Source organism: Mycobacterium sp. shizuoka-1 (genome assembly GCF_002723835.1).
In the GTDB taxonomy this organism is placed as follows: Bacteria; Actinomycetota; Actinomycetes; order Mycobacteriales; family Mycobacteriaceae; genus Mycobacterium.
In genome coordinates this window covers 42,097-66,456 of record NZ_BEWG01000068.1, presented here as the reverse complement: position 1 = coordinate 66,456, position 24,360 = coordinate 42,097, and the positions used below count along the sequence as shown (strand labels likewise).

General features: G+C 64.6%; 18 protein-coding genes, 1 pseudogene and 1 other annotated feature. Of the genes and pseudogenes, 7 read left to right on the top strand and 12 right to left on the bottom strand.

Going from position 1 to position 24,360, the window contains the following annotated elements:
- Positions 1-26: 26 nt before the first annotated feature.
- From MSZK_RS20400 to MSZK_RS20375, 6 genes are all read right to left on the bottom strand, one after another.
- The gene (locus MSZK_RS20400; RefSeq protein WP_011896272.1) at positions 27-2,135 is read right to left on the bottom strand and encodes a hypothetical protein; all 2,109 of its coding nucleotides are present in this window, start codon (positions 2,133-2,135) and stop codon (positions 27-29) included.
- A complete protein-coding gene (locus MSZK_RS20395; protein WP_099250450.1) occupies positions 2,132-4,588 on the bottom strand; it encodes an ATP-binding protein in 2,457 nt (818 codons plus the stop codon). Before MSZK_RS20395 ends, MSZK_RS20400 begins: the two co-directional genes overlap by 4 nt.
- A complete protein-coding gene (locus MSZK_RS20390) occupies positions 4,588-5,004 on the bottom strand; it encodes a hypothetical protein (RefSeq protein ID WP_232491415.1) in 417 nt (138 codons plus the stop codon). Before MSZK_RS20390 ends, MSZK_RS20395 begins: the two co-directional genes overlap by 1 nt.
- Before the next feature lie 11 nt (positions 5,005-5,015).
- Positions 5,016-5,267, bottom strand: a complete 252-nt coding sequence (locus tag MSZK_RS20385) for a hypothetical protein (RefSeq protein WP_041801131.1) — start codon at positions 5,265-5,267, stop codon at positions 5,016-5,018.
- Between the two features lie 38 nt (positions 5,268-5,305).
- Positions 5,306-6,280: a conjugal transfer protein gene (locus tag MSZK_RS20380; RefSeq protein WP_233211418.1), complete on the bottom strand. Its 975-nt coding sequence runs from the start codon at positions 6,278-6,280 to the stop codon at positions 5,306-5,308.
- A gap of 389 nt (positions 6,281-6,669) precedes the next feature.
- Positions 6,670-7,818: a hypothetical protein gene (locus tag MSZK_RS20375; protein ID WP_099250449.1), complete on the bottom strand. Its 1,149-nt coding sequence runs from the start codon at positions 7,816-7,818 to the stop codon at positions 6,670-6,672.
- A 74-nt stretch (positions 7,819-7,892) separates the two neighbouring features.
- On the opposite strand from MSZK_RS20375, the gene MSZK_RS20370 reads away from it, so the two are divergent.
- The 5 genes from MSZK_RS20370 to MSZK_RS20350 are packed head-to-tail and all read left to right on the top strand — an operon-like array spanning position 7,893 to position 14,302.
- The gene (locus tag MSZK_RS20370) at positions 7,893-8,426 is read left to right on the top strand and encodes a hypothetical protein (protein WP_199203413.1); all 534 of its coding nucleotides are present in this window, start codon (positions 7,893-7,895) and stop codon (positions 8,424-8,426) included.
- 38 nt (positions 8,427-8,464) lie between these two features.
- Entirely contained in the window at positions 8,465-9,973 is a 1,509-nt protein-coding gene (locus MSZK_RS20365; protein WP_099250451.1) for a site-specific integrase, read from the top strand.
- The gene (locus MSZK_RS20360; protein WP_099250448.1) at positions 9,970-11,754 is read left to right on the top strand and encodes a hypothetical protein; all 1,785 of its coding nucleotides are present in this window, start codon (positions 9,970-9,972) and stop codon (positions 11,752-11,754) included. Before MSZK_RS20365 ends, MSZK_RS20360 begins: the two co-directional genes overlap by 4 nt.
- A complete protein-coding gene (locus MSZK_RS20355; protein WP_099250447.1) occupies positions 11,751-13,892 on the top strand; it encodes an integrase in 2,142 nt (713 codons plus the stop codon). The genes MSZK_RS20360 and MSZK_RS20355 overlap by 4 nt, the downstream gene beginning before the upstream one ends.
- Positions 13,889-14,302: a hypothetical protein gene (locus MSZK_RS20350; RefSeq protein WP_044524474.1), complete on the top strand. Its 414-nt coding sequence runs from the start codon at positions 13,889-13,891 to the stop codon at positions 14,300-14,302. The genes MSZK_RS20355 and MSZK_RS20350 overlap by 4 nt, the downstream gene beginning before the upstream one ends.
- A gap of 151 nt (positions 14,303-14,453) precedes the next feature.
- Here the strand turns inward: MSZK_RS20350 and MSZK_RS20345 are convergent.
- The 6 genes and pseudogenes from MSZK_RS20345 to MSZK_RS20310 all read right to left on the bottom strand — a co-directional run.
- Positions 14,454-15,477, bottom strand: a pseudogene (locus MSZK_RS20345) (aldehyde dehydrogenase family protein); the annotation flags it as partial.
- A gap of 55 nt (positions 15,478-15,532) precedes the next feature.
- A protein-coding gene (locus tag MSZK_RS20340; RefSeq protein ID WP_099250446.1) for an IS3 family transposase occupies positions 15,533-16,785 on the bottom strand; the annotation gives its coding sequence in 2 pieces (ribosomal slippage) (positions 15,533-16,491 and positions 16,491-16,785; 1,254 coding nt in all).
- Positions 16,370-16,501: a sequence feature (AL1L pseudoknot), on the bottom strand. Its footprint overlaps the gene before it by 132 nt.
- A gap of 587 nt (positions 16,786-17,372) precedes the next feature.
- A complete protein-coding gene (locus MSZK_RS20330) occupies positions 17,373-17,693 on the bottom strand; it encodes a 2Fe-2S iron-sulfur cluster-binding protein (RefSeq protein ID WP_099250445.1) in 321 nt (106 codons plus the stop codon).
- Between the two features lie 21 nt (positions 17,694-17,714).
- On the bottom strand, positions 17,715-18,989 hold the full coding sequence (locus tag MSZK_RS20325) for an NAD(P)/FAD-dependent oxidoreductase (RefSeq protein WP_099250444.1): 1,275 nt from the start codon (positions 18,987-18,989) through the stop codon (positions 17,715-17,717).
- Positions 18,989-20,242: a cytochrome P450 gene (locus MSZK_RS20320; protein ID WP_233211417.1), complete on the bottom strand. Its 1,254-nt coding sequence runs from the start codon at positions 20,240-20,242 to the stop codon at positions 18,989-18,991. Before MSZK_RS20320 ends, MSZK_RS20325 begins: the two co-directional genes overlap by 1 nt.
- 478 nt (positions 20,243-20,720) lie before the next feature.
- Positions 20,721-22,052, bottom strand: coding sequence for a sensor histidine kinase KdpD (locus MSZK_RS20310; RefSeq protein WP_099250441.1), 1,332 nt, complete (start codon positions 22,050-22,052; stop codon positions 20,721-20,723).
- 37 nt (positions 22,053-22,089) lie between these two features.
- Here MSZK_RS20310 and MSZK_RS20305 point away from each other — a divergent pair, with 37 nt between their 5' ends.
- Positions 22,090-22,794 carry a response regulator transcription factor gene (locus MSZK_RS20305; protein WP_099250440.1) on the top strand — a complete coding sequence of 235 codons (705 nt, stop codon included), beginning with the start codon at positions 22,090-22,092 and terminating at the stop codon, positions 22,792-22,794.
- Between the two features lie 346 nt (positions 22,795-23,140).
- Positions 23,141-24,247: an NDMA-dependent alcohol dehydrogenase gene (locus MSZK_RS20300; RefSeq protein ID WP_099250439.1), complete on the top strand. Its 1,107-nt coding sequence runs from the start codon at positions 23,141-23,143 to the stop codon at positions 24,245-24,247.
- The last annotated feature ends 113 nt before the right edge of the window (positions 24,248-24,360 follow it).

Here is a 24,360-nt window from a genome sequence, read left to right as displayed (position 1 = left end):
GGCCAGGGTCAGTTTCGTCAGGGCGGTCATCGTTGCCGGTCGGCGGAAGCGTTGCCCATCATCAACTCGGTGCGCACGTCGCGCGAGTCGGCCGGTCTCGCCAAACCGTCCGGGGTCGAGGCTGAGCCGCCGTGGCCGCGCGCCAGGTCGGCCAGGGCCGGGTGCATCGCGGGTGCCGCGTGGGTGCGCCGCGGGTGATGAGGGCAGGTGTCCGCAGGGTTGATGCAGTAGTCCCCGCGTGTGGTCAGATGCCCGCACAGGGCTGGGAATCGTTTCTGAGCTTCTTCGACGGTAGCCGGTCTGGCCATGAGGAATGCGGCGTCGGTCCCGGTTGAGTGGTGCTCTCGCGCGGGCAACCCTGTCGGTGTGTATGCACCGTTGTCCGCCGGGGGTGGGGTGAGCTGCGACAACGTGGACGCCGCGGTGGGGGCGCGCGGGCCTGGGCTGGGCTCGGCGCTCGAAGCGGGGTTCGACGGCGTGTCAGGTGGCGCGGCCGGGGGTGCGAATCGGGACGTGCTCTCAGCGTTCGATTCACCGGGCAGGTCTGTTGAGCCGATGCTCGGGGGCGAGGTGGCGGACTGCGGGCGCCCGTGGGATTGCCGCGGGGGCCGAGGTGAGCGGGACTCGGCCGCAGTCGATTCCGCGCGCTGGTTGCGTTGTTGGCTGGCGGCTTGCTTGGACATCAGTGCGTCGGCGGCCCCGATGAACGGGGCGACCTCTGGTGCCGCGGTAGCCACTCCGAGCTTCGCGGCTGTCGTGGCGGCGCTCTTGGTCCGCGCCGAAAGGGTGTGCGTGGCGTGGGGGACCGCGGTGAGGGGATCGAGGCGGTCGAGGAGGCCAGGGCTGTTGTTCTGACTGGTGAGCCCGTTGCCCACCGCGTCGGTTCCCGCGCCGAATGAGGCTGCCCGTTGGGCGGCGCGATTTCGGACGGCGACGAGGCCTTTTCCGACTTTGCGCAGTGCCAGCACAAGGGCTACCAGCAGCAGCGAGACCAGCGGCATCGCCATGATCACATCGTCTCCGGCGAGGGTGAACATGGCGGAAGTGAGCGCGCCGGTCAGGCCGAGAATGGCGATGTAGCAGGTCATTCCGATGATCGCGAACACTGCGTCGAGGGCGGATTTGATGGCTAATCCCTGTGGTGATCCTGGGATCATTCCGGCGATGAGGGCGACGATCGCTACGATCGCCCAGAACAACGCCGACAGGGCCAGCAATACGACCTGGTAGCAGAGGTAGCCGAAGACGGCCAGCACGCACAGCGCGAAGAGGATCGACATCAGCGCTGTGGCGCCTTTACTGCTGGAGTCGTTCATCGCGAACTGATGCAGCTGTTCGCCGCCGGGACAGCTGCCCTGTACGGCGTCCTTGACCGTGTCGATGTCACCGGCCTGCACGGCGGCTGACCACGCGCTGCCGCAGTTGTAGGGGGCTGCGTCGAGATTAGCGCCGAAGTTCCATACCAGGGTGGGGGTACGGACGAAGTTGTCGGCCAGTGAGGTGGTGAAGTCGGAGAGCGCTTGCTCCCCTGTGGTGGACTTTCCGGACAGCTCGGTGGTGAGTTCGATGCCGATGTCGCGGCCCATGGCCAGTCCGCCGTCGGGGCCTACAAGGTCGCTGAGGGGCTTGCTGCCCAGCGTTACCGCGAGCAGCGCGAGGATCACCGCGGTGCCGATCTGTACGGCCGCGCGGCTCAGTTTGCCGGTCAGGACGTTGACGGCGATGAAGCCTGCGGCCAGCGTCCCGACGAAGAGTAGAACGGCGGGGCTGACCACCAGGGCGGCGACCTTCTGGCCGACGAAGTCGATGGGGGTGGCGATGATGCTGAGCCATTGGAAGCTCAGCACGTTGTCGATGAGCCACATGGCCAGACCGATGATGGTGAGAAACACACTGTAGAGCCAGTGGTGGACCATGGCTGAGGGTGCAGCCTGCGGGTTGGTCAGGCTTCCGTTGTCCAACGACAGTCCATAGGTGCCGATCGCCACGCCGTCGCCGTCGGTCACCCCGATCCATAACGCCCCGACGCCTACTCCCACTGCTGCCCACGCTGGGGCCGCCGTGAGCAGGCTGTAGGCAGCGGGGGTCAGCAGCAAGGTCAGCCGGCGGGCGGATTTGCGAATCCTGGAGTTCACGCGATCGCTTCTCGGGTGGGGGTGGTCAGCACCGCGCGAGCGCGGTCGGGATGCGCCGGTAGGGCGATCTTGACCGAGCCGAGTCGTTGCTTGAGGTCCTTCATGAAGCACTCACCAGGGTTAAACCGGGTCATCTGCTGCACGAGATGGTCGGCTGCTGCGTCCTCGCTGGCCATTTTGAGGCTGTCGGCGGCCAACACCTCGTCGCTCTGCCGGAACATGAACAGCGTTGGGATGAGTCGGCGGAATCGACCGAAGTGGGCGGGATCCTGGGAGGCGATGCCGATGGCGGCGTTGTGTTTGCGACCGTCGACGACGAACTCGCTGATGATCGATTGGCCGACGACAGAACGCGTCAGGTGCAGGGCCTCGTCGAGCACGAGGAGACCGAATCGGGCCTGGCTGGCGAACAACGCCTCTCGGGCGATGGTGGCGTAGAGGGCGTAGATCACCTCGCCGAACAGTTTGGTCGGGTCGTCGGCGGGTTGTTCTTCTTCGGCGGGCAACTGCAGCCTGTGGGTGCGCAGCACGACCATCGGTGCGTCGAGGGGCAGTGGGCGGAGGTCGTCGGCGAATAGTGCACGCGCGTAGGTGCGTTGCGACCAGAACCGCAGCTGACCGGCCAGCGTTTCGATCGCTGGGGTGTTGGTGGTGTGGTCGCCGGCCAGTGCGATGGTGTGGGTGACCAGGTCCGGCAGGCCGCGGATGCGGTGGCGGGCCCGGTAGTTGGGTTCGATCAGATCCGAGAGCAGGGCCGCCTCTGGGGATCCGCTTTTGATCTGGAACAACCGCATCAGCACCGGCAGGATGCGTTCGGCGGCGTCGGCCGTAGGCAGCACACGCAGCAGATCCATGGTGTAGGTGGGGTTGGCCGGATCGATGACTACGGCGTTGGCCACGGACTGGGCGAACAGCAGGTACTCGCCGAGTTTGGAGCGGTCCACCGCGAACACCTGTCCGCTGAGGTCGACGACCATTCCTGAGATGACCTTGAGGGCCACCGACTTTCCCGAGCCGAGGTCGCCGGTCATGGCGAAGCTGGCGGACTTGTCGCGCTCGGTGGCCCCTAGCAGGTCGAAGTGCACGGGCTCGTGGAAGCCGGAGAGCCGGTTGGTTGCGATCAAGGGGCCGGAGTCGTCGCCGATCTGCGCTGCGGTGGCCGGCATGAAACAGGCGAAGGTGTCGGTCGGCATGAAATGGGTGTAGTCGCTGCGCGCGCGGGTCTCGGGATATCCGGGTTGGCTGGCGGCCCAGAGTTCAGCTTGGGCGCCGTAGGGGGCGACCAGTTTCACGCCGGTGCTGTTGAAGGTGCGGATCACCTCGCGCGAGCGGTCCTCGAGCTCTTCGAAGCTGGGCGCGGAGATCGCAATGATGGGGCAGAACTGGATTTCGGTTTCCGAGGGCCTGCTTTCGAGGTGATTGTCGTATTGGGCCAGTTGTTGTCCGCGGTGGACCAGGAAGTTCTGCGCGAAGCTGACTTCGTCGCTGCGTTCGTCCATCTGCTCGGAGAGTTGGCGCAGAGCTCGCGCGTTGGCGGCCAGCGCTTCGGATCGGTCCCGCTTGCGGGTGTGGATGGTGAAGTCGATGCCGGCGCCCTCGAAATGATTGAGGACGGCGAAGATCTGGTCGGCGACGCCTGGCCAGGGCATCCGGGTAGCGAAGTCGTCGACGACCAGGAACTGCTGGTAGGACGGGGCGAGCTCACTGTCGGTGTAGTAGGTCTTGATCGCGCGGGTCAGGGTGCGACGCTTGCGGTCGTCGGTGGCCAGAGTCTCGTCGAGTTCTCCGGAGAGGCGGAATCCGCGGATGCGTCCCCGCCGTGTGGTGGTGGTGCGGTTGTGGGGAAAGGGACGCGGTGCCGATGGGTCGGCGGCGGTGTGGTCCAGGGCGAGGCCGCGGGTATGGGCCCGGTCCCAAAGCCAGTGCATCTGGGTGGCATTGACCGCGGTGGGTGCGAACGAGATCGGGATTTTGCGTCGGATCTCGTCAGCGAGGGCGTCGAATTGCTCGCGGTGTTTGTCCGAGGGGATGAAATCAGAAGGTAGGTCTCCGGTGCGCGACGGTCCGCACAGCGGGACCGAGAGCCACATGATCCGTTCGTGGGGGGGCCGAGCCTGCAGTTCTATCGCGTTGAGCTGCGCGGACGCCTCGACTGTGTAGTCGGGGTGTCGTTGGAGGAACGAGCCGATTGAGTGCTGGCTGTCTGTGCGGGCTGTGGCGGTAAGTCGGGCGGCGATGCTGGCGACGTCGAGGGGCGCGACCACGGTGGTCAAGATGGTCTCGGGGATATCGGTGAACAGGTCGCGGTGGTCTTTGACGACCTCGCGCTTGTCACTGGGGCGTTCGTGGCCGTTAGGCCGCGGGGACAGTAGCCACTCGGCGTAGACGACGCCAGTGAGGGTCCAGCGCAGGTTCCCGGTGACCGCGAGGGTGGGTTGGGTCAGTTTCAGCATCAGTGGGTCGTGTCCATTTCGAAGACGTCACGGCGGCCGCCAGTTGGGGTCAGGGGTGCCCGTCCGGAATGGGGGGCGGTGATTTCGCGGCCGCCGGTGCTCAGTGGCTTGCGCTGTGTCCACGCTCGGCTGGTCCAGATCATCCGCGAGCTGGTACGCGCCATGCTGAACCCGATGCGGCGTACAGCGACCACAGTGGGGCCGATGATGGCGGCTCCGACGAACAAGGCGGGCAGCTTGGGCGGGTCGAACACGCCGACGATCGTCAGCAGTGTGACGACGCCGACGATGAGGGTTGCGACCTGCAGATAGGTATAGGGGCCTAGGGGTACCGGTTTGCCGTTCGCGAACTTCCCGATCAGCTTGGGGAATTTGCGGGCGAGCGTGTAGACGGTGACGTCGATGGTCGAGCTCATAGGGGGCGGGCTCAGTAGCGGCTGTTGATGCCGGTGAGGTTGGGCGCGTCGCTGACGCCCAGGCGGATGAGGTCGGGCAGCTGCCACACAACGATTCCCGCGACGACCGATGAGGCGAGAACGACGAGCACTTTGGTGACCGATCCGCGTGATTGTGCGAAGACGACCGCGCTCATTATGAGGGCGATGATGGTGATAACTGCGATGATGATTCCGCGGACCTCGGTGGAGAGGTTCAAGAGTACTTGCGTGATTCCGCTCATGGTTATTGTTCCTTTCGGGCTGTTGTCGGTGGCCGTAATTACCGCGGGAGTGTCGGTCGTGAATAGGGCGGCGTAGTAGTCGGGGTGTTGGCCGCGGTGGTTGCGGCGGTTTCACTCAGTCGTCCTCCGAGTTTTGGTGCGAGGTCGATATCGGTGACAAACCATTTGTTGGTGCGGTAGGAGATTGTCAGTGGGTAGCTGAGTGTTTGAGTTATTCGGTCTCGGTCCTGTGCGGTAATTGTGGCAAGTACTTGTGTGCTGAATCCCTCGGCAGGTCGGGTGGGTATTTCGGTGGTGGATTTGAGTGAGGTACTGGTGATTCGGGTGAATGGGGTTTCCGGGAAGGCGCTGATGCCGGGGGCGGTGCTGTAGCGGGTGATGTCACCGGTTCCTGACAGCCAGGATTCGAGGAATCCCGTCACGGTGTCGGCTGGGTCGCTGTGGGCGAGGACGTCGACGGGGTAGGCCAGTTCGGGGTCGTATCCGGGGGGTGGTCCGTTGAGGAATGCGGGCGCCGAGGTGACCCGCGGCGCCCCGTCGACGACGGCGACTGGGACTTGGTAGAACCACAGCTGCGGTGATTTGCCGAGCGGCTTGACGAAGGCGCCAATCACCACCGACCAGTAGTCGATGTTGGCGTAGCCGCTGTCTTGTGGGCGGGCTGACCACGGCGCTGTTTTGATCACGCTCACTGGCACCGGGGGCGCGGTGATGGAGACGGACGTGAATGCCGTCAGCGGGAGCGCGGTGGGGCCTTTGGCGCCGCTGAGGTAGGCGTTGATGAAGGCGTCGGCGAAGCCTTCGACTGCGACTGATCGATTGAGTGTGACCGCCATCTGCTCGGCGGTGATGGAGGTGTTGGGTGAGCAGGCGCCCGCCAACGTTCCGAAGCCGCCGATGGCACCCAACGCTAGGCAGGTGACGGTAGTCGCCCGCTGCACGGTGCGGCGGTGGGCATGGCGGCGGGCCCAGGCTCGGTGGAGTCGGTCTGCGGCGGTGGGTCGGAAGCTCACGCTTAAGACGATGCCGCTGGTGTGGGTCGTTTTCCAGAGGAGCTCATCCATGCGACACCGGGGCTGAGAAGGATGGCACTGGCCCGTTGAGCGTTCGCTGCACTTGACACCATGTGCTACGCTCGGCGCTGAGCGGTCGGAGACAAGCGAGGAGCCGAGACATTTTCACGGGTCGTTAGCTGGTAGATTGCTAGCATTCTGGATAACACGCACGGCTGGCATGTGAGGAGTCCAGCGCGGCCAGCTTTTTGGCTTTCAGGCATGGGTGATCTGCTGCAGATCTAGCTGAGCTGCGTAGATAACCTGCTACCGAGTCCGGTTGCAGGCATGTGGACACAGCGGCAACAGGCATGGGTAACACGCGCCGGTGGGCGGAGATCCGCCGGCGGTCAACCGGCCGGGTGCCCCACGATTTCCAGGTGGCTGACCGCGAATGCCGTGTAGTCCGCACCCAAACCGGATCCCGGAGACTGCAGGCTGCCAGGGTTGGAAGGCTCACTGGTCTTTTCGATGGTGATGGTGACCGCCGAGGCGATTACCGGGCAGTCTGGAGCTGAGCTGCAGCCTGTCGCGACGATCGGCGTGACCATGAGTTCGCGGCGGTCACCGGTGGTCTGGGAGACCTTCGTTCGAGCGGGGTCGTTGAAGCTCCACGTGAGCCGACTGACTGTGCGGTACTTCACCCATTGGTCTTGTCCGTCGACCTCGGTGCTGGCCCCCGGCATGATCCCAACCGAGCTGATGACATAAGGCCGGTCGAAGATAATCTCAAGTAGCTGGCCGTCGACTTGCCAGGCCCGAACACATACCCAGGGCTGCGCACTGTCCGGGCGTAGGGCGTTCATCGGATCCGAGCTGGGTGCTGGGCAGCGGGCGGTCGCCGACAGCACTGATTCGGGGCCCAGAGGGACGTCGGTAACGACTGATGCAGCGGCGGGCCCCGGCGAACTCTGGGCGATCGGAGGTGGCTCCGCGGCAATCTGTGCAGACGGTGCCGCAGGATCATCCCCAGAGCCTGACAACGCCAACGTCACCAGAACCACGGCGACCGCGGCTACCGAGCCCAGCGTTCGAGGATTCTTCCAGCCGCCGGCGGCTAGCCATTCCCGGAATTGTGCAATTTTGTCTGCTACAGCATTCGGCTTGGCGGCGATAGCGTCGAATCCGCGCGGCGGGGCCGCCTCTTTTTCCGCGAGCGGAGATTGCGAATCCTCGTCAGATTGTGCGTCCGGGTCGGGAGCGTAATCTGCAGGCGCCGAGGTATTAAATTCGACAACCTCAGCGGCGGGCTGCAGATTTGGCGCGGTATTGGTCGCCCTGTCGAATTCTGACGCAGGCTCCAGTAACGCGTTTATACGCGAAATAGCCGCTTCAGCGTCCACATCTTTGCCTACCTGCGAACCGGTCTGATCATTGCTTTCTGCGGCAATGTTCTGCGCGTCCAGATCGTGCGTCCCGTCCGGTTCCGCGGTGTGATTCCGGGTGGGCCACACGCGTAATTCCGGGTCGGCCAGGATTGTCTGGAGCGGGTTGGTCATGACTTCAATGCTGGCAGTGTGGACACGCGTTCTCCAGAGCCACTGCTGCGGTCACATCGGTCATACTGGCAGGCATGGCCGGACTCTCTCCTGGACCCGCCCACGGGGACAACCCGTGGCAGCGATTCTACGACTCGCCGACGCGTCCACGTTGGGGGGGACGTTTGCTGTGGGCGGGCGTCGCCGCCGGTGTGGTGGTTGCCGCGGTGGTCACCGGCGGGTGGCTGATGGTCCGCTCTCCCGGATCTTCGCAGGACGCGGCCGACAGCCCGCGGGTGGCGGTCGAGGAGTCCGCGGTGGATACCAGCTCCGATGAGTCGGAGGCCGATCAGGTGATGGCACTGCTGCCGGCTGGGTATCCCTCGCAGGCGTGCGCTGCCGTCGAACCTGCGCCGTCGGCGGCGGCCACGGTCGATTGTGCGCGCAACTTGGACCCGGGCGGGCCCGCTACCTCGACCTACACCGCGATCACTGAGCGCGCCGACCTCGATGCAGCCTTTGGCAGCATCGTCGAGGGTCTTGATGTGGTGGTTTGCCCCGGCAACATCCAGTCTCCCGTTCACTGCCCGACAGGCGTGTCGAGCGCATTCGGAGATTCGGGTCGGTGATGATGGGGGCGATACCCGTGAGGAGAGAGGGGGCGGGGATGGCTGGTGATAACGCTGATGGTTGGATTCTTCATTTCTACGATTTCGGTCGCCGATCCGAGCCGGTGGACGACTTGTTTCCTGGCGTGGGCGATATCCTGGCGTGGGCGAAGCGGAACGGTGCGCGTGATGGCACTCCCTTCTTTCTGGATCCCTGGGGCCGCGCGGATGCGCTGGTGAACGCCTACTGGCGGGATCCGCTGGTGAGGGGAAGGGCTACCGCGACTGTGCGCCGTTACGCCTTGTCGTTGAAGGTGTGGCTGGATTTCCTGCACGTCCTGGGCGTCGGATGGGGGCAGGCGACACGCTCGGAACTGGCTGCCTTCAAGGAGTGGCGTCTATCGGCGCGGGAGAACCCACAGCATGTGAGCGCCGATACTTTTTGCGTCGATCGCGCGGCGATCCGCGGGTTCTACTGGTGGGCGGCCGAGCAGCACGGAATCGACAACCCTGTCCGAGCCCGTGCAATAGCGAGATCCGGAGGTATCGGGGGTCACGCCGCGCTGGAGAGCACTCCCGCCGGGATGCGCAGATCCGACGTGAAATGGCTGACCCCGCAGGCATTTCGGTTGTGGCGGAATCTGGGATTGCGCGGGTTCACGACGGAAGGCTTGCCGCGCCACGATTGGCGGGGAGTAACTGAGGATCGCGATGTCGCGTTCGTGGAGGGCCTGTTCGGGACGGGTTTGCGAGTCGGCGAGTGGGCCGCCATGCTGACCATTGAGGTGCCGCAGCCGGGATCTGAGGGACTGCTGCGTTCGCGCGTCGCGTCGCGTTGCGCGAAGAATGGGAGCGGTCGCACCTTCTGGATGCGCCGCCGTGTGGTCCAGCACGTTCACTTCTATCTGCAGGAAGGCAGTCGCAGAACCGCTATCGCTCGCGCGCAGGACGCCGGACGGTATGAGCACATCGCAGACCGATGGGTCCTTGAGCATGTGCGGCGGGACGGGCAACTGGAGGTCGTCGCCGAGAATGGATCGCTTCGTAGGGTCCGTCTGGACGCACTCGGGCCATCGACGCGAATGAAACTGTTCCGCCGTGGCACTAATGGTCTGGAACCGATGTGGCTGTGGCTCAATCACGACGGGACACCTCGGCGGAAAGAGGCCTGGTACAAGACGTTCGACCGCGCGAACACCAGAGCCGCGAAAGCGCTTGCCGAAGCTGGAAGTCCGCCGCTGTGGTGTCGACCCCACATGCTGCGGCATTCCTTCGCGCTGCGCTGGTTTTGCATCGCCACGTTCGTCGCGTGGCGCCGGACCGACATGTTGACCAGGGAGGAGCAGCGCGACTTCCGCAACCAGCTTGGTGACGTCTGGTTTCTCCTGGCGACACTCCTCGGACATCGCAGCGGTGAAGTAACGCGCAGCGTCTACCTGGAACCGTTCCAGGTATTGCAGGTCGAGGAGCTCATCGCGCTGATGGACGCCGACGATCGAGAAGCCTTGGAACGTCTCGTCGCAACAGTGGGTATCGGCGAGTCTCGCGTGTTGGCGGTCCAACCATGACGGGTCGCCCCGCGGCGCAGCCGGATCCGTCGTGGCGGCCGGTATCGCGGCGTCGCGGGCTGATCGTGACGTTCGTCAGCGAGGACGGCACGCAGCGCAAGGACTTCGACTTCGGCTCTATGCCGGGCACCCACGGAATCCGCCACGATTTCGCGGTTGCGTTCGAGGACGCCACCGGTGTGCTGGGATCATCCAAGCGATTACGGGGCGCCGCCGCGCTGTGGCAGGCCGCCCGGCATGGCTGCTGCTGGCTGGCCGACAACCGGCCAGGCATACGAGGGCTGGCTGAAATGTCCGCTGCGGATGCCCGGCTTCTCGCTCTGTCGTGTCGGGTACCCAGCGGCCCTGGCTCGTTGCATGGCCTGAAGACTCTGCTGCGCTGCAGTCCTGTTGTCTCCCAGCCGGCGCGTCAGGCGTTCACGCGCGTGCGTCACCCAAAGACGAACACGGCGCGACAACCGTATTCCGCTGATGAGCTTCGCCGCATCACCGTGGTGGCACGGGGAATGGTTCGGCGGGCGCGGACCCGGTTAGAGACTCATTGGGCAATGGTCGCCGATTATCGTGGGGGGCGTTTCGATCACCTTCCCCGCGCCGACCCGCGCCGCAGTCTGGCCGAGGCGCTGGATCATTGCGCTCGTGAGGGTGACTTCCCCCGCACCGCGTCGGGTGCACGGGCGTTCGTGACACGGCGGGCGGTGACCGCAGCCGGTGGATGCCGCCTGATGTCGTTGCTGCATCTGACTCCCGGTGAGGCATGGGCGTTCGGTGTTCTGCTGGCGGCTTTGACCGGGCTGAACCTGTCGACGCTGGACTCGTTGGCTGCCCCGCACCGACATGCCAGCAGTCCTGCCGAACCCGGCATCGTGTTCGTCGGCGCCGACAAGCCCCGCCGTGGGCGGCGGTCGGTGATGACGGTGCCGGTGACCGCGCTGCGCCCCGAACTGCGCCCGCTTGCTGGCCAGGATCGGCGCACCGCGGTGGCCAACACGTCGCTCACCACGGCCTATGGGGTGTTCATGTCGCTGCTGGAGTTGACCGACCCGGCCCGCACGCTGACCGGAAACCAGCAAGCGTTCATCTACTACAGTGCCCAGCCCGACCGCTGCGAACAGAAACTGTTCGGCTACGGAATCAGCAGCACCGCTTCCGGATTCGATGCGCGACGGCGGTGGATGACGCCGTGGCTGACCGGCGATCCCGGACACGACGAGTTGCTCTTGGGGATCAGTATGGATCGGCTGCGCAAGACCTATCTGGAGCAGGTCCGCCAGCCCATCGCGCACACCCCGGCGACGTTGGCCGGTTATCTGGGGCGTATGGAGTCTGTGCGCAACGAGGGGTTCCAGATCGTTCGCGAGGCCCTCGATGCCCAGGTCACCCAAGCACTGGCCCGCCGCGCCATGACGACACATCCAGACAACCAGGACGACGGATCCGGGCGCGACGCGGTGCTGGGCGCCTGCGGTGATTTTGACCACTCACCGGTCGACGGGAAGCGGTGCCGGCAGTCGTTCATGACGTGTCTGGACTGCAGCAACGCCCGCGCCTTCCCGCGGCATCTGCCCGTTCAACTGGTCGTTGCCGACCGGCTTCGCGAACTGCGCACGCAGATGCCGCTGGGGCAGTGGATCGCCGATCACGCGGGTCCGCTCGCGCAACTGGACGACATCTTCACCGAGTACGAGCAGGCCCAGCTGAGGGCGGCGCGCGCCGAGATCACCGACGGCGATCATCGAAAAGTGGATCTTTTGCTGGCCGGACACCTGGAAGCGTCATGACCCGCGCGGCTGTAGCACTCGACGTCGTGGCCGGTATCGGCATCGGCCCAGGAACGGAGGTGCTGCTGAACCGCACCCTGCACGCGGAGGGGGTCCGGAGCCGATTCGGTGACCCGGTGTGGGATCTGTCCGGGGCGATCAAAGACCGGCACAGCGCCCGGCAGGCCGTGCACTGGGGCCGGTTCCCGGCGCCGTTTCACCACGCTTGCAAGCTCTACCTCTTCGCCCTGCTCAACCTCGTTGATGACGCACCTCGGCTCGACAGTGCGCGATCGCTTCATCCGCACGTCAAGACGATCTTGGGCGAGCTGGTGCCGCTGCGGCGGTTCACGACGTGGCTGAGCGACGCGGGTGTGACATCGTTCGACCAGGTCAGCACCGAACACCTCGACGATTACCTGCATTACGTCACCGACGCCACCGGTGAGAGCGCCGGAACCAAACGCTGCGCGCTGCAAGCCATCAAACGGCTACACCTCTATCGGGAGGAGTTGCCCGCCCAGTGCCGGCTCCCCGCGGGCCCGCTGTGGGGCGGTGCGAGTGCACGAGGACTCGCCCACTACGAATCCTCTTGGGGCAAGCCCAACACCACCCCCCGCATCCATCCGGATGTGATGGAACCGCTGCTCTCCGGGGCGATCGCGGTCACCCACACGATCGCAGCCGACCTGCTTCCCGCCGCACGCAACCTGCTCGCGATGCGCCATCTTGCCCACCAGATCGCCCCCGCCATCCGCCGGGCGCCCACGCGCACGGTGTCGGTATTCGAGACCACCAAGGCCCAACTCGAATGCGTGCTCGCTGCACTCGACCGCAACGACGCCGCACTTCCCGGGATCCGGACCGGTGAGGTGACCAGTGTCGACCTGATGGGCCTGGCGGTGGGCGGATGGATGCACCACACCGAACTGAAACGCATGAAGGAGACGCCGGTCATGTTGGCGGCATCCGGATTGCCGATAGACGTTAATCTTTTGCGTATCAACACATTCAACCACATCGGCACCAAGCCCTGGCGTGACGAGCCAGTCGATGCGCGAGAACTCGTCGGGCTGCTGCGTCATGTCACGGTTGCCTGTTTCCTCGTGATCGCCTACCTCTCGGGTGTGCGGACCGGCGAGGCCCTGAACCTGCGGCGCGGATGCATCAGCCGCGACCCCACGCTGGAGTTGACGTTCATGTCCGGGCTGCAGTTGAAGGCTGATGATGGGCGCCGACAGCGGTCACCTGCCACGATCCCGTGGGTCGTCACCGACGAAACCGCCCACGCCGTCACCGTCCTGGAACAGATCACGGTCAGCGACCTGCTCTTCCCGGCATTCAGCGTGTGCTCCCAGCAACGGTTCCTCTTCGGGGCCACCCGTACGAGAACACCCGGCTCCATCAACACCGACATCACTCGTTTCATCGACTGGTTCAACCAAGAGGTCGCTCCGGTAGTCGATCATCCGCTGATACCTGCTGATCCGTACGGCAGCATTCAAGTGCCGCGCCTGCGACGGACCCTGGCATGGCACATCGTCCGGCGGCCAGGCGGAACCATCGCTGGCGCAACGCAATACGGCCACCTGCACACACAAATGATCCACGGCTATGCCGGTGGAGCTGATTCAGGATTTCCCGACGACATCACCTTCGAACGATTTCTGCACCGCGCTGAGACCATCCACGACGATGCCCAGCGCCTCGAGGCCGGTGAACACGTCTCTGGTCCGGCCGCCGAGGAATACCGGGCTCGCATCGCGCGGGCACGCACGTTTGCGGGACTGACGGTGACCACCACCGGTCAGGTCAACGCCGCGCTATCGAACCCCGCCCTGCAGATCCACCACGGCGCGGTCCTGACCTGCGTGTTCCGACGCGCCACCGCGGCCTGCCTGCCACCCAGCGATAGTTCCGATGAACCCTCCTGGACCCGGTGCCGGCTCGGTTGCGTCAACGCCGCCCGCACCGACCGCGATGCCGTCAACCTTCGCGAGCACGTCGGCGCACTCCAGCAGGACATGGCGGCGCCCGGACTGCCCGAACCGCTGCGACAACGCATTCAGACGCGTTTGATCGAGCACCTGAAGACCCTCGCGGACCACGAATCCAGCCGCCCGACGCCAAACCCAGACCAGGACGGGGACAACGAATGACCACCGTGCGCGTTAGCGCCGCCCGAAACGAGGAGGAACGCCAACTGGTTCAGGCCGCCATCGGCCGCCTACGAGACAACCATGCCGAGCGGAGCACCGGTGCACGCACCGTCGTGGCACTGGCGGTCGAATCGGGCGTACCACGGCAAAGACTCTACGAACATCACAGCGATTTACTCAACGAGTTCAAGGCGGCGGTCGGGTGCGGACCCGTTGCCCCGAGCATCGAGGCCGTGCAACGCCAACTCGCACACGCCCGCGATCACAATCAGCAACTGGCCGCCGAGAACACTCAACTACAAGCCAAGATCAGAACACTTGCAGCGGTGATCACCGAACTCACCCACGATGCCGCCGGGACCACCGTCGTTGTTCCGATGCCACGCGAACGCTCACGACTGTCCGATTAAGGGCAACCCTCGGGCGTCGCACTGGTCGCTGTCGCAATAGACCTGGACGCGACGGTGGTCCACCGACAGGTCATCCCTGGACCGGCGCTGCCGACTATTCAGTACACGGAGAACAGATTATGTGTGCCACGGCGGGCGGCCCGGTCGGGGGTCAGCTTGGCTGTATTTGCATGACTACGGCCTTGGGTTCGGTGAAGAATTCGCGGCTGAAGGTGCCGCCTTCGCGGCCGATGCCGGAGTCGCCGACCCCGCCGAAGGGTGCGCGCAGGTCGCGGACGAAAAAGCAGTTGACCCACACGGTGCCGGCCCGCAGGGCGGCGGAGACCCGGTGGGCGCGGTGCAGGTTTTCGGTGAACAGCATCGCGTTTAGGCCGTAGCGGGTGTCGTTGGCCAACCGGATCGCCTCGGCCTCGGTGTCAAACGGGAGATCACCACCGCCACCGGGCCGAAGATCTCCTCGCGGCTGCAGCGGGCCTGCTGGCCCAGTCCGGTCACGACGGTGGGCAACACACCCCAGCCCTCGCCGAGCCCACCGGTGACGATGGAACCGCCTTCTGACTCGATGGTTTCGACGTAGCCGCGCACCTTGCGGTAGTGCTCCTGAGAGGCCAGCGGGCCGATCTGGGTGGTTTCCTGTTTGGGGTCGCCGACCACCATCGCCTGCGCCGCTTGGGTGAACCGGCGCAGGAACTCGTCGTAGATGTCGCGCTGCACATACAACCGGGACCCCGCCAGACACACCTGGCCGGTGTTGATGAAGATCGCCTTGATCGACCACTCCACCGCGGTGTGAAGGTCGGCGTCGGCGAACACCACGTTGGCGCCTTTGCCGCCGAGCTCCAGGCTCACCGGTGTCAGGTTGCCCGCCGCTGCCCGGGCGATGATCCGGCCGGTGCCCGATTCACCGGTGAAGGTGATCCGGTCGACGTCGGGGTTCTCGGTGAGCGCCTGCCCGGCAGAGTCGGGCCCGTAGCCGTGCACCACGTTGAGCACGCCCGGGGGCATGCCGGCTTAGATGGCAAGCCTGCCCAGGATGGTGTCCTCGGCGGGTTTGAGCACCACGGTGTTGCCCCACGCCAGCGCCGTGGGGCGATCTTCCAGGTCTCCAGCATCAGGGGGAAGTTCCACGGCGCGATGGCCGCTACCACTCCGGCCGGCTCAAACCGGGTGTAGGCGTGGTGGCCGCTGTCCATGGGCAGTGAACCGTCCTGGCCTGGATGGAGACCTGGGTTATGCCACCTCCGGGATTGAGGTGACGGTGTCACGGTAGCGGTTCTCGTATTCGACCGGTGAGAGATAGTTCAGAGACGAGTGCAGGCGGGTGGTGTTGTACCAATGCACCCAGCTGGCGGTTTCGCGTTCGACCTCGGCGCGGCCGGTCCAGGATTTGTGGCGGTCGATCAGTTCGGTCTTGTACAGCCCGATCGCTGATTCCATCAGCGCGTTATCGAGGGCGTCGCCGACCGAGCCGATCGAGCCGGCGATCCCCGATTCCCGTAGCGCCTCGGTGAACGCCAGCGAGGTGTACTGACTGCCGGCATCGGAATGATGCACCAATCCTGTTGTCGTGAAACGGAAATCAGTCCTGCGGCGGGTGAACACGGCTTGCTCGAGGACGCTGCTCACCAGCGGGGTGGCCTTGGTCGACATCACCCGCCACCCCAGGATCTGCCGCGAGTACACATCGACGCAGAACGCGGTGTAGACGAACCCGGCCAAGGTCCAGGTGTAGGTGAAATCGGCTACCCACCACTGGTCCGGACGCGCCGGCACCCCCCACTGCCGGTCGATGAGATCGGGATGTCGGGCCGCGGCCGCATCGGCGGTGGTGGTGACGGTGCGACGCTTTCCGCGCACCGCTCCGGTGATCCCGCACAGGCGCATCAGCCGGCCCACTTGATCCCGGCCAACGTGGTGACCAGCGTGTTTCATCGCATGCCAGAGCTTGCGCACCCCGTAGAGCCGCCGATTGGCCACGAACAACCGGTGCACGGTGTTCGCGGCGTGCGCATCGGCCCAATCGGTGTCACTGACCGGACCGCGGGCCTTGGCCGCGTAGTAGGTGGACGGGGCGATCGGCAGCCCGTGCTCACCCAGCACGGCGCAGATCGGGTCGACCCCGTAACGGTCCCGGTGAGCGTCGATGTAGTCGACGATCACCGCAGTCGGCGGTCGACCTCCGCCGCGGCGAAAAACGCTGACGCTGTCTTGAGGATCTCATTGGCCCTGCGCAACTCGGCGACCTCCTTGCGCAACGCCACCACCTCGGCCGACTGATCGCCTCCATCGTCACTGACCGTCGAGCGGCTGCCGAAGTGGCGGTCCTCGACCCAATTACGCAACGTCGCCTGATTGATCCCCAGCAGCTCTCCGACATGGCGGCGAGCCGCCAACTTCGAATCATCACTATGGGCCAAACGGTCGTGATACATCCGTACAGCCCGTTCACGGGTCTCTGGATCGAACTTCCTCGGCGCAGCCACAACCACATCCTCCTGGTGCGATCACGATCTCCACCAGACCCAGGACGGTTCAAGAACCTCCGCGGTGGCCAGCCGCGCATGGTCGGCGAAAAACCGGAAGTTCGCCGCAGCACGCGCGACGTAGTTGCCGCGGGCTTGGCTGATCGGCCAGCCGGTGCAGGATCCGGCCCCGCCCCCGTATGTTGACGCCGGTTGAAAAGTAGGCTAGCTAGAACCCACCCCGTCGCGACTGGCCGGGTTCTCAACCGTCGTCAACAATGTCGACACCACCGCTGTCGCGCAACCGATTTCACCGAAGCCGACGAAGGTCGCGGTCAACGACGCCCAAGGGTCGCGGCGGGGCCGGTCGATGCCGCAGATCTGAGGATGACCCGACGGATCCGGGACCTGCCGACGATGCGGACGAGCAGTCGGCAAACCCGACCTCGACCTGGCTAGCTTAGCTGATAGGCCATGACGTACTTTGCTGTCAGCCTTCCCCGATTCTCGTCGGGGATTCCGGGGCCTGCCTCGCAATCGCTGGGACTGGCCGATTAGGGAGGGACTGTCTCGATAACGTGTGTAGCTGCGGTCTCGGGTCGGGGTAGCTAATGTTGTGCAGCTGGTGTCCGTACGACGATGCCATCCAAAGTCGGGCAAATCTTGATTTGGCAGCCGAGTCGGGATGTGTGGTCTACGCCATCACAGAATTCCAGCATTGACACCTCTTGGTCGCTGCTGGGCGGCAGTTTGTCCAACCAGTCTGCATCGACGTGCACATGGCATGTCGCGCATGCGCACTCCCCGCCGCAGTCCCCGTCGATGCCTGGCACGTTGTTATTGATGGCGATTTCCATCAGTGACATGCCGTTTTCGGCGTCAACGCAGCGGCTCGTACCGGTGTAGTCGATGTAGGTGATCTTCGGCATTTCGATTCCTTTATCAGTGGGTTAGAGGGAGGTTGGGGACGTTGCGCGGGTAGGGCCGTTGACCGCCGCCGCAAGGGCTGTGAGGGGGAGGCTCTCGTCGGCGAGTTGCGTCGGGTCTACCTCTGCGCGTTCGGCGATAAGGGTTTTCGACGCCATGAATTCGCGCGGCCGGTTGATTGCATCGACGGCCAGCAGTTTCCCGGCGCGCATGTAGAAGGCTGCAAACGATGCTGAGGCCGGATCACCCCGGATGATCACGTCGTCGTAACCTTCGTTGACGCCGGCCGTCTGTAGTTTGATGTTGTACTGGTCTGACCAGAACCAGGGGACTTGACGGAACGGCTCGTCTCTGCCGAGGATCGCTGCGGCGGCCGTTTTGGCCTGTTCGATGGCGTTGTGCACCGACTCGAGGTGAAGTGGTCGGCCGTATATGGGGCTCGGGTACTGGGTGCAGTCACCAGCTGCGTAGATGCTAGGTGCGCTCGTCTGGCAACGGCTGTCCACGACGATGCCGCTTTCGCATGTCAGCCCAGCTGCTGAGGCTAAGTCGACGTTGGGGAGCAATCCTATCCCGACTATGACGAGGTCTGCGTCGATGTACTCGCCGCTATCGAGTTCAATGCGTGCGGTGGACGAGCTGTCGTGGATGCGTGTGACTGTCGTTGCGCACCGAATCGTCACTCCTGCTCGCCGGTGAGTGTGTTCGAAGAAGCGGGCCACCGTCGGACAGGTGACCCGTGCCAAGACGGTGGTTTGTGCTTCGAGGACGGTCACGGTCAACCCGAGTTCTGCGGCTACCGCGGCGATTTCAAGGCCGATGTAACCACCGCCCACCAGGACCAGCCGTGTCCCGGGATGGAACTGGGAGCGGATCCTGTCTACGTCGGTCACTGTTCGCAGGTAGTGGACGCGGGGGTGATCGGCACCAGGGCAGGCCAGCGGGCGGGGGCGGCCGCCGGTGGCCAGCACCAAGTGATCGAAGCTGATAGCGCGGCCGTCGGTGAGCCGGACGCGTCTGTTTTCGGTGTCGAGCTCGCTCACCCGAGTGTCGACCATGACATCGACCTGGGCTTGCTGGTAGAACGCCGCAGGGCGTAGGTACAGGCGGTCCAGCGGGAGGGTGCCGGCCAGGAAGGCTTTCGACAGTGGGGGGCGCTGATAGGGCAGCGCCGGCTCGTCGCCGAGCAGGGTGATCTGCCCCTCGAACCCTCTTTGTCGAAGGCTGGTGACTGTCTGTGCGCCAGCCTGGCCGGCACCGACCACCACAACGGCTTCGGTCACGCCGGTGTGGATCATCAGGCGTTGATGCGCACGGGCAGCGATTCGTAGCCCTTGACGAACGGTGAGAGCACGCGGGTCGGTTCTTGAAGAACCTGGATCTGCAGTGGGTCCGGCCACCGTTTGAGGATTTCTTCCCACAGGATGTTGAGCTGTAGTTCGGCGAGTCTGTTGCCGACGCAGCGGTGGATGCCGAACCCGAAGGACAAGTGCTGGCGGGGCTTGGCGCGATCGATGATGAATGTGTCGGGATTGTCGATGGCCTCGGGGTCCCGGTTGCCGGACACGTACCACATCACGACTTTGTCGCCCTGGCGGATGTGCTTGCCGCCGAACTCGATGTCTTCCAATGCGGTACGACGCATGTGCGAAAGAGGTGTTTGCCACCGGATGATCTCCGACACCATAGAGCTGATCAACGCCGGGTTGGCGGACAGTTTGCGGTATTCGTCGGGAAATTCGTTCAGGGCCAACACACCGCCGGTCATCGAGTTGCGGGTGGTGTCGTTGCCGCCGACGATCAGCAGCACGATGTTTCCGAGATATTCCTCGGGCGCCATGTGTCGTGTTGACTCCGAATGGGCCATCATCGAGATGAGATCGTTCTTGGGTTCGGCATTCACGCGCTGGTTCCACAGCTCGGTGAAATACGTCGCGCACTCCATCAGCTCGGCCATGCGCTGTTCTTCAGAATCGATGATCCCGCCACCGGGCAACGCCGTGGTGACGTCCGACCAGCGCGTCAACTTGGCGCGGTCGTCCCAGGGAAAATCGAACAGCGTCGCCAGCATCTTGGTGGTCAATTCGATCGACACCCGATGCACCCAGTCGAACTCTTCATTGATCGGCAATCCGTCGAGGAGGTCCGCGGTGCGCTGGCGAATCACCGATTCCATGGTGGCAAGGTTTTCGGGCGCCACGATCGGGCTCACGGTCTTTCGCTGGACATCGTGTTTCGGTGGATCCATGGCGATGAACATGGGAAGCGATGCTGCGGCGTTGTCGTCCATGATGGTGATGCCGCCACTTTTAGCCTCCGACGAGAACACCTTCGGGTTGGTCTCGACTGCCATGATGTCGCGGTACTTGGTCACCGACCAGTAGGGGCCGAACATGCTGCTCTTGCAGTAGTGAACCGGATCCTCTTCGCGCAGGCGTTTGAAATAGGGATGCCAGGTGTTGTCCCGGAACAGCACGGGATTGCTCACATCGATGTCCTCCAAGGCCATCCCGTACGCCGCGTTCGTCGCGTCGCTGGCGGCCACCGTCATTTCGGTCATGTTGGTCCCTTCTCAACCTGGTGCTCTACAGAAAAATGGGCGCATGAGCGGAAACATGTCTCGCCCCAACCGTTGTGCGCGCCGAGCTGTTCCACCTCGACGTGCACCCCGCGCGGCTTAATGTGACCCTCAACACCATTAAGGGTGATAAGTGAGGAGGCCGACGACAAGTGGCCCGCGGGCCACGTCATGACCCCTGCGGGCCACGTCGGGAAGAGGCCGGATGCGGACGTAAGCCGCACCGGACATTCGAGCTACCGCCGATCGGCGAAGTTGCTGCCGGGGCGATCCGGTGCCCACGCAGACGGGCTGGAGCCGATCGTCATGCTGCGCCGGACATTGCGAATCGTGATTGCGATGGTGACTGCCGCCCTTTCGTTCCCATGATCACGCCAGCGTGGGCCAGTGGGCTGCGTGCCGTTGGCGGCGCCGACAACTGGCCGACGAGGCCCGCGCAAAGTTGTCCGGACTACCAGCGCGGAGCGGGGGGCGGGTCTGGTTGCGGCGCGGTGATCAGCGGAACACGGAAGGTCGCGACGAGCCCACCACCAGCGCGAGCGGCGAAATTCACCCGACCGCCCATTGCGTCGGTGATCTGCTGCACGATCCATAGTCCCAGACCGGCGGTGCCGCGCTGACCGCCGGCACTGACGTACTTTGCTGTCAGCTCTCCCAGATCCTCGTCGGGGATTCCGGGGCCACGGTCGGCGACGGCGATGACGAGGTCGTTGCCGTGTCGACTGCACGTGACGTCGACCGGCCCGCCGCGGCCGTGGCGGGCTGCGTTTTCGAGCAGGTTGGTCAGCACCCGACGCAATCCCTGGGCGTTGATCGCGACAGCACTCAGGTCGGCGGTCATCGCAAGCTGTAGGCGTGGCGCAGTGAGGCCTACCGCATCGGCTGCTGCGGTGACGATGTCCGCGACGTCGACTTGGCGTATCCTGCCCCCAGAAAAGGTGGGGCGTCGGCTCAGCGCGACGTCGGAGAGTGCGTCGAGCATGTCGACGACATGGCGGGTGTGTCGGCTGGCCAGCTGCAGGCTGGTGCTGCGGTCGGCGTCCGTCATCGGTGAGATGCCGGCCAGTGCATCGAGCAGTGCCTCCAGCGAGGCGACGGGGGTTCGGAACTCGTGCACCAGCACCTGCAGCCCGTCCTGTTGGGACTGGTAAGAGGTGAGCAGCCGTGAGCGCAGATCGCGTTCCTCCTCGGCCGCGGCGTGCTGGGTCTCGGCTTCGACTAGAGCGCGCAGTCTGGAGCGGTGTTCGCGCTCCGCCAAGGTAGACAGGCCCGCGGTGAGAACCGCCGCGAACAACAGGTACAGCGCCCACCAGCTGGCCTGGAGCCAAGGGGTGAGCGCCGTTGCTGGCGTCGATGAAGAGGGCACGATCACCGCGGTGTACGCCAGACCCAAAAGCGTCGATAACAGCAGAGTCTCGATGAATGACAGCCGGGCCGCCGATGCGATGACGACCAGGGGAAGTACCGCCACCACCGGGCTATGTGGTCCACCGGTGACGGCGATCCAGGCAAGGGTGATGGCACTGTCAGCCAGGGCGACCGCCCAGGAGTACCGGGTGCGGCGCGCCTCGAATTTCGGGTTGGCCAGCAGCACCACTGCGTACACCGTCGCCGCAATCAGAATGCCCACAACCGCGGGCACGTGCTGGCGAACCCAGGCGGGTCCCACAAGCACCAGCACCCCGACTGACGCCACTACCGCCATCCGGACTGCCACCACAACGCGGGCCAGTCCGTATTCGTCACCGTCGACAAGTGCGGTGACCCGGTTATGCAGTCTCATCGACCTTATCCTGGGGGGTGCGGCTAACATCGTCACAATGAAGCCTAGCGGCGGCCGGAAGGGGATCGTCGTGGCTATCGTCGATGACCACGAACTGTTTGCGCAGGGACTAGCCTTGCTGCTCACCCGCGAATGGGGGGACATCTTCACCGTGGGGGGCCAAACCAGCTATGTCGAGGAGGCGGCCGACCTCGTCGCCGATTGCGCCGCTGACGTCGCGATCGTTGATCTGACCATGCCCCCGCTGGGAGGACTGGCTGCGATCCGCCACATCAAGGGCCGTAGCCCCACGACCCGGATCCTCGCGCTGTCGGGCACCGATGATCTCGACCTGGCCGAAGAAGCGTTGCGTGCCGGAGCCGACGGCTTCCTGCCCAAGACCGCACGGCCCGAAGCGCTGGCGGGCCCTCTGTGGACGATCGCCGAAGGCATGCGGGTTGTCGATGGCGCCGTCCTCGATGACCTCCTGACCCAGACCCGCCGACCCCCGAGTGAAGTGCTAGAGCATTTGTCCGATCAGGACCTGAAGTTGTGGACGTTGCTGGCGGCAGGGCTGGAGAACGCGGAGATGGCCGACCGATTGCTGGTCTCGGAACGAACCGCCAAGCGCATGGTGGCCACGCTGCTGAACAAGCTTGGCGTAAGCAACCGGATCAGCGCTGCTGCCCTGGCGGGCAAGTTCGGGTTGCTAGACATCAGCGATTACCAGGCTCGGCGCCTGGCCCGTTCGCCCAAACTTTAGCTGCGTTAGTGAGCGACGCGAATCTGGTCGCACGCAGCCGACTCTGAGAGCCAGATAGCGTGACGCCGCCATTGCTGCGGCTCAAGGCCAGCGGGATCGGCGAGAGTCTTCCGTATCTGTGACACCTGCCTGCCAGTCGCGCAGCACTCCCCCGGGCGGCGGGGACCCTCTCCCCTGCCTGCTCGGCCCGGCGTCCCCCGCGCGGCGGCGCCGTGCAAGGCTGCGCGAGGCGTGCTCGATCTGCGTGGCACTCGTGGGCCACTGATGGCACGGGTGGCACTGGTATGTGCGCCACGTCGTTGTGACGATGGGCACACAACATTCAACATGTGAGGAAGAATCAATAGTGAAGACGAAGGCTGCGGTTCTGTGGGGCCAGAACGAGAAGTGGCAGGTGGAGCAGATCGACTTGGATCCGCCCGGTGAGGGCGAGGTGCTCGTCAAGTTGGCCGCCAGCGGTCTATGCCATTCCGACGAACACCTCGTTACTGGCGACCTTCCCTTTCCATACCCACTGGTGGGCGGGCATGAGGGCGCTGGCGTTGTCGAAGCGGTGGGACCCAATGTCGCCGATATCGCCGAGGGCGATCACGTCGTGATGATGTTCTTGCCCGCTTGCGGGCGATGCTCCTACTGTGCCCGCGGCATCGGGAACCTCTGCGACTCCGGCGCCGCGGTGATGCTGGGACCGCAACTCGACGGAACCTACCGTTTTCACGCGCGGGGCGAAGACGTCGGTCAAATGTGTTTGCTCGGAACGTTTTCGGAGTACACCGTCGTTCCTGCCGCGTCGGTGGTCAAGATCGATGACGATATTCCCCTGCATACCGCTGCATTGGTGGGGTGCGGGGTGACCACCGGTTTCGGGAGTGCAGTGCGTACCGGTGAGGTGCGGGCGGGAGACGCGGTCGTGGTCATCGGGGCGGGCGGCATCGGCATGAACGCGGTCCAGGGAGCGCGCATCGCCGGTGCCCGCATGATCATGGTGGTGGACCCAGTTGAGTTCAAGCGCACCAAGTCTTATGAGTTCGGTGCCACGCATACCGCCTCATCGATCGATGAGGCGTGGAACGCGATCAGCGACTTGACCCGCGGCAGGCTTGCCGATGTCTGCATCGTCACCACCGGTGTCGCTGAGGGCGCCGAGGTGGGTCCAGAACTGAGTCTCATCGGTAAGCGGGGTCGCGTCGTGGTCACCGCGATCGGACACCCGGAGGAAACCACTATCACGACAAACCTTCTCGAGCTGACTTTATATGAAAAGCAGATCCGTGGATCGCTATTCGGCTCATCCAACGGCCAGCACGATATTCCGCGGTTGCTGGAGCTCTACGCTCTCGGCCAATTGAAGCTCGACGAACTCATTACCACCGAGTACGACCTGGAGGACATCAATCAGGGTTATGAGGACATGCGGTCGGGCAGAAATATCCGCGGCGTCATCCGCTATTGAGTGGGCCTTCGGACGGTCACCTAGCCGTTCGCGAGACCAGGATTCGGGCATGGTTCGCGCGCTGAGCCCGGGAAACGTAGCGGCTCCAGGAGACTCATGCGCACCACATGGAC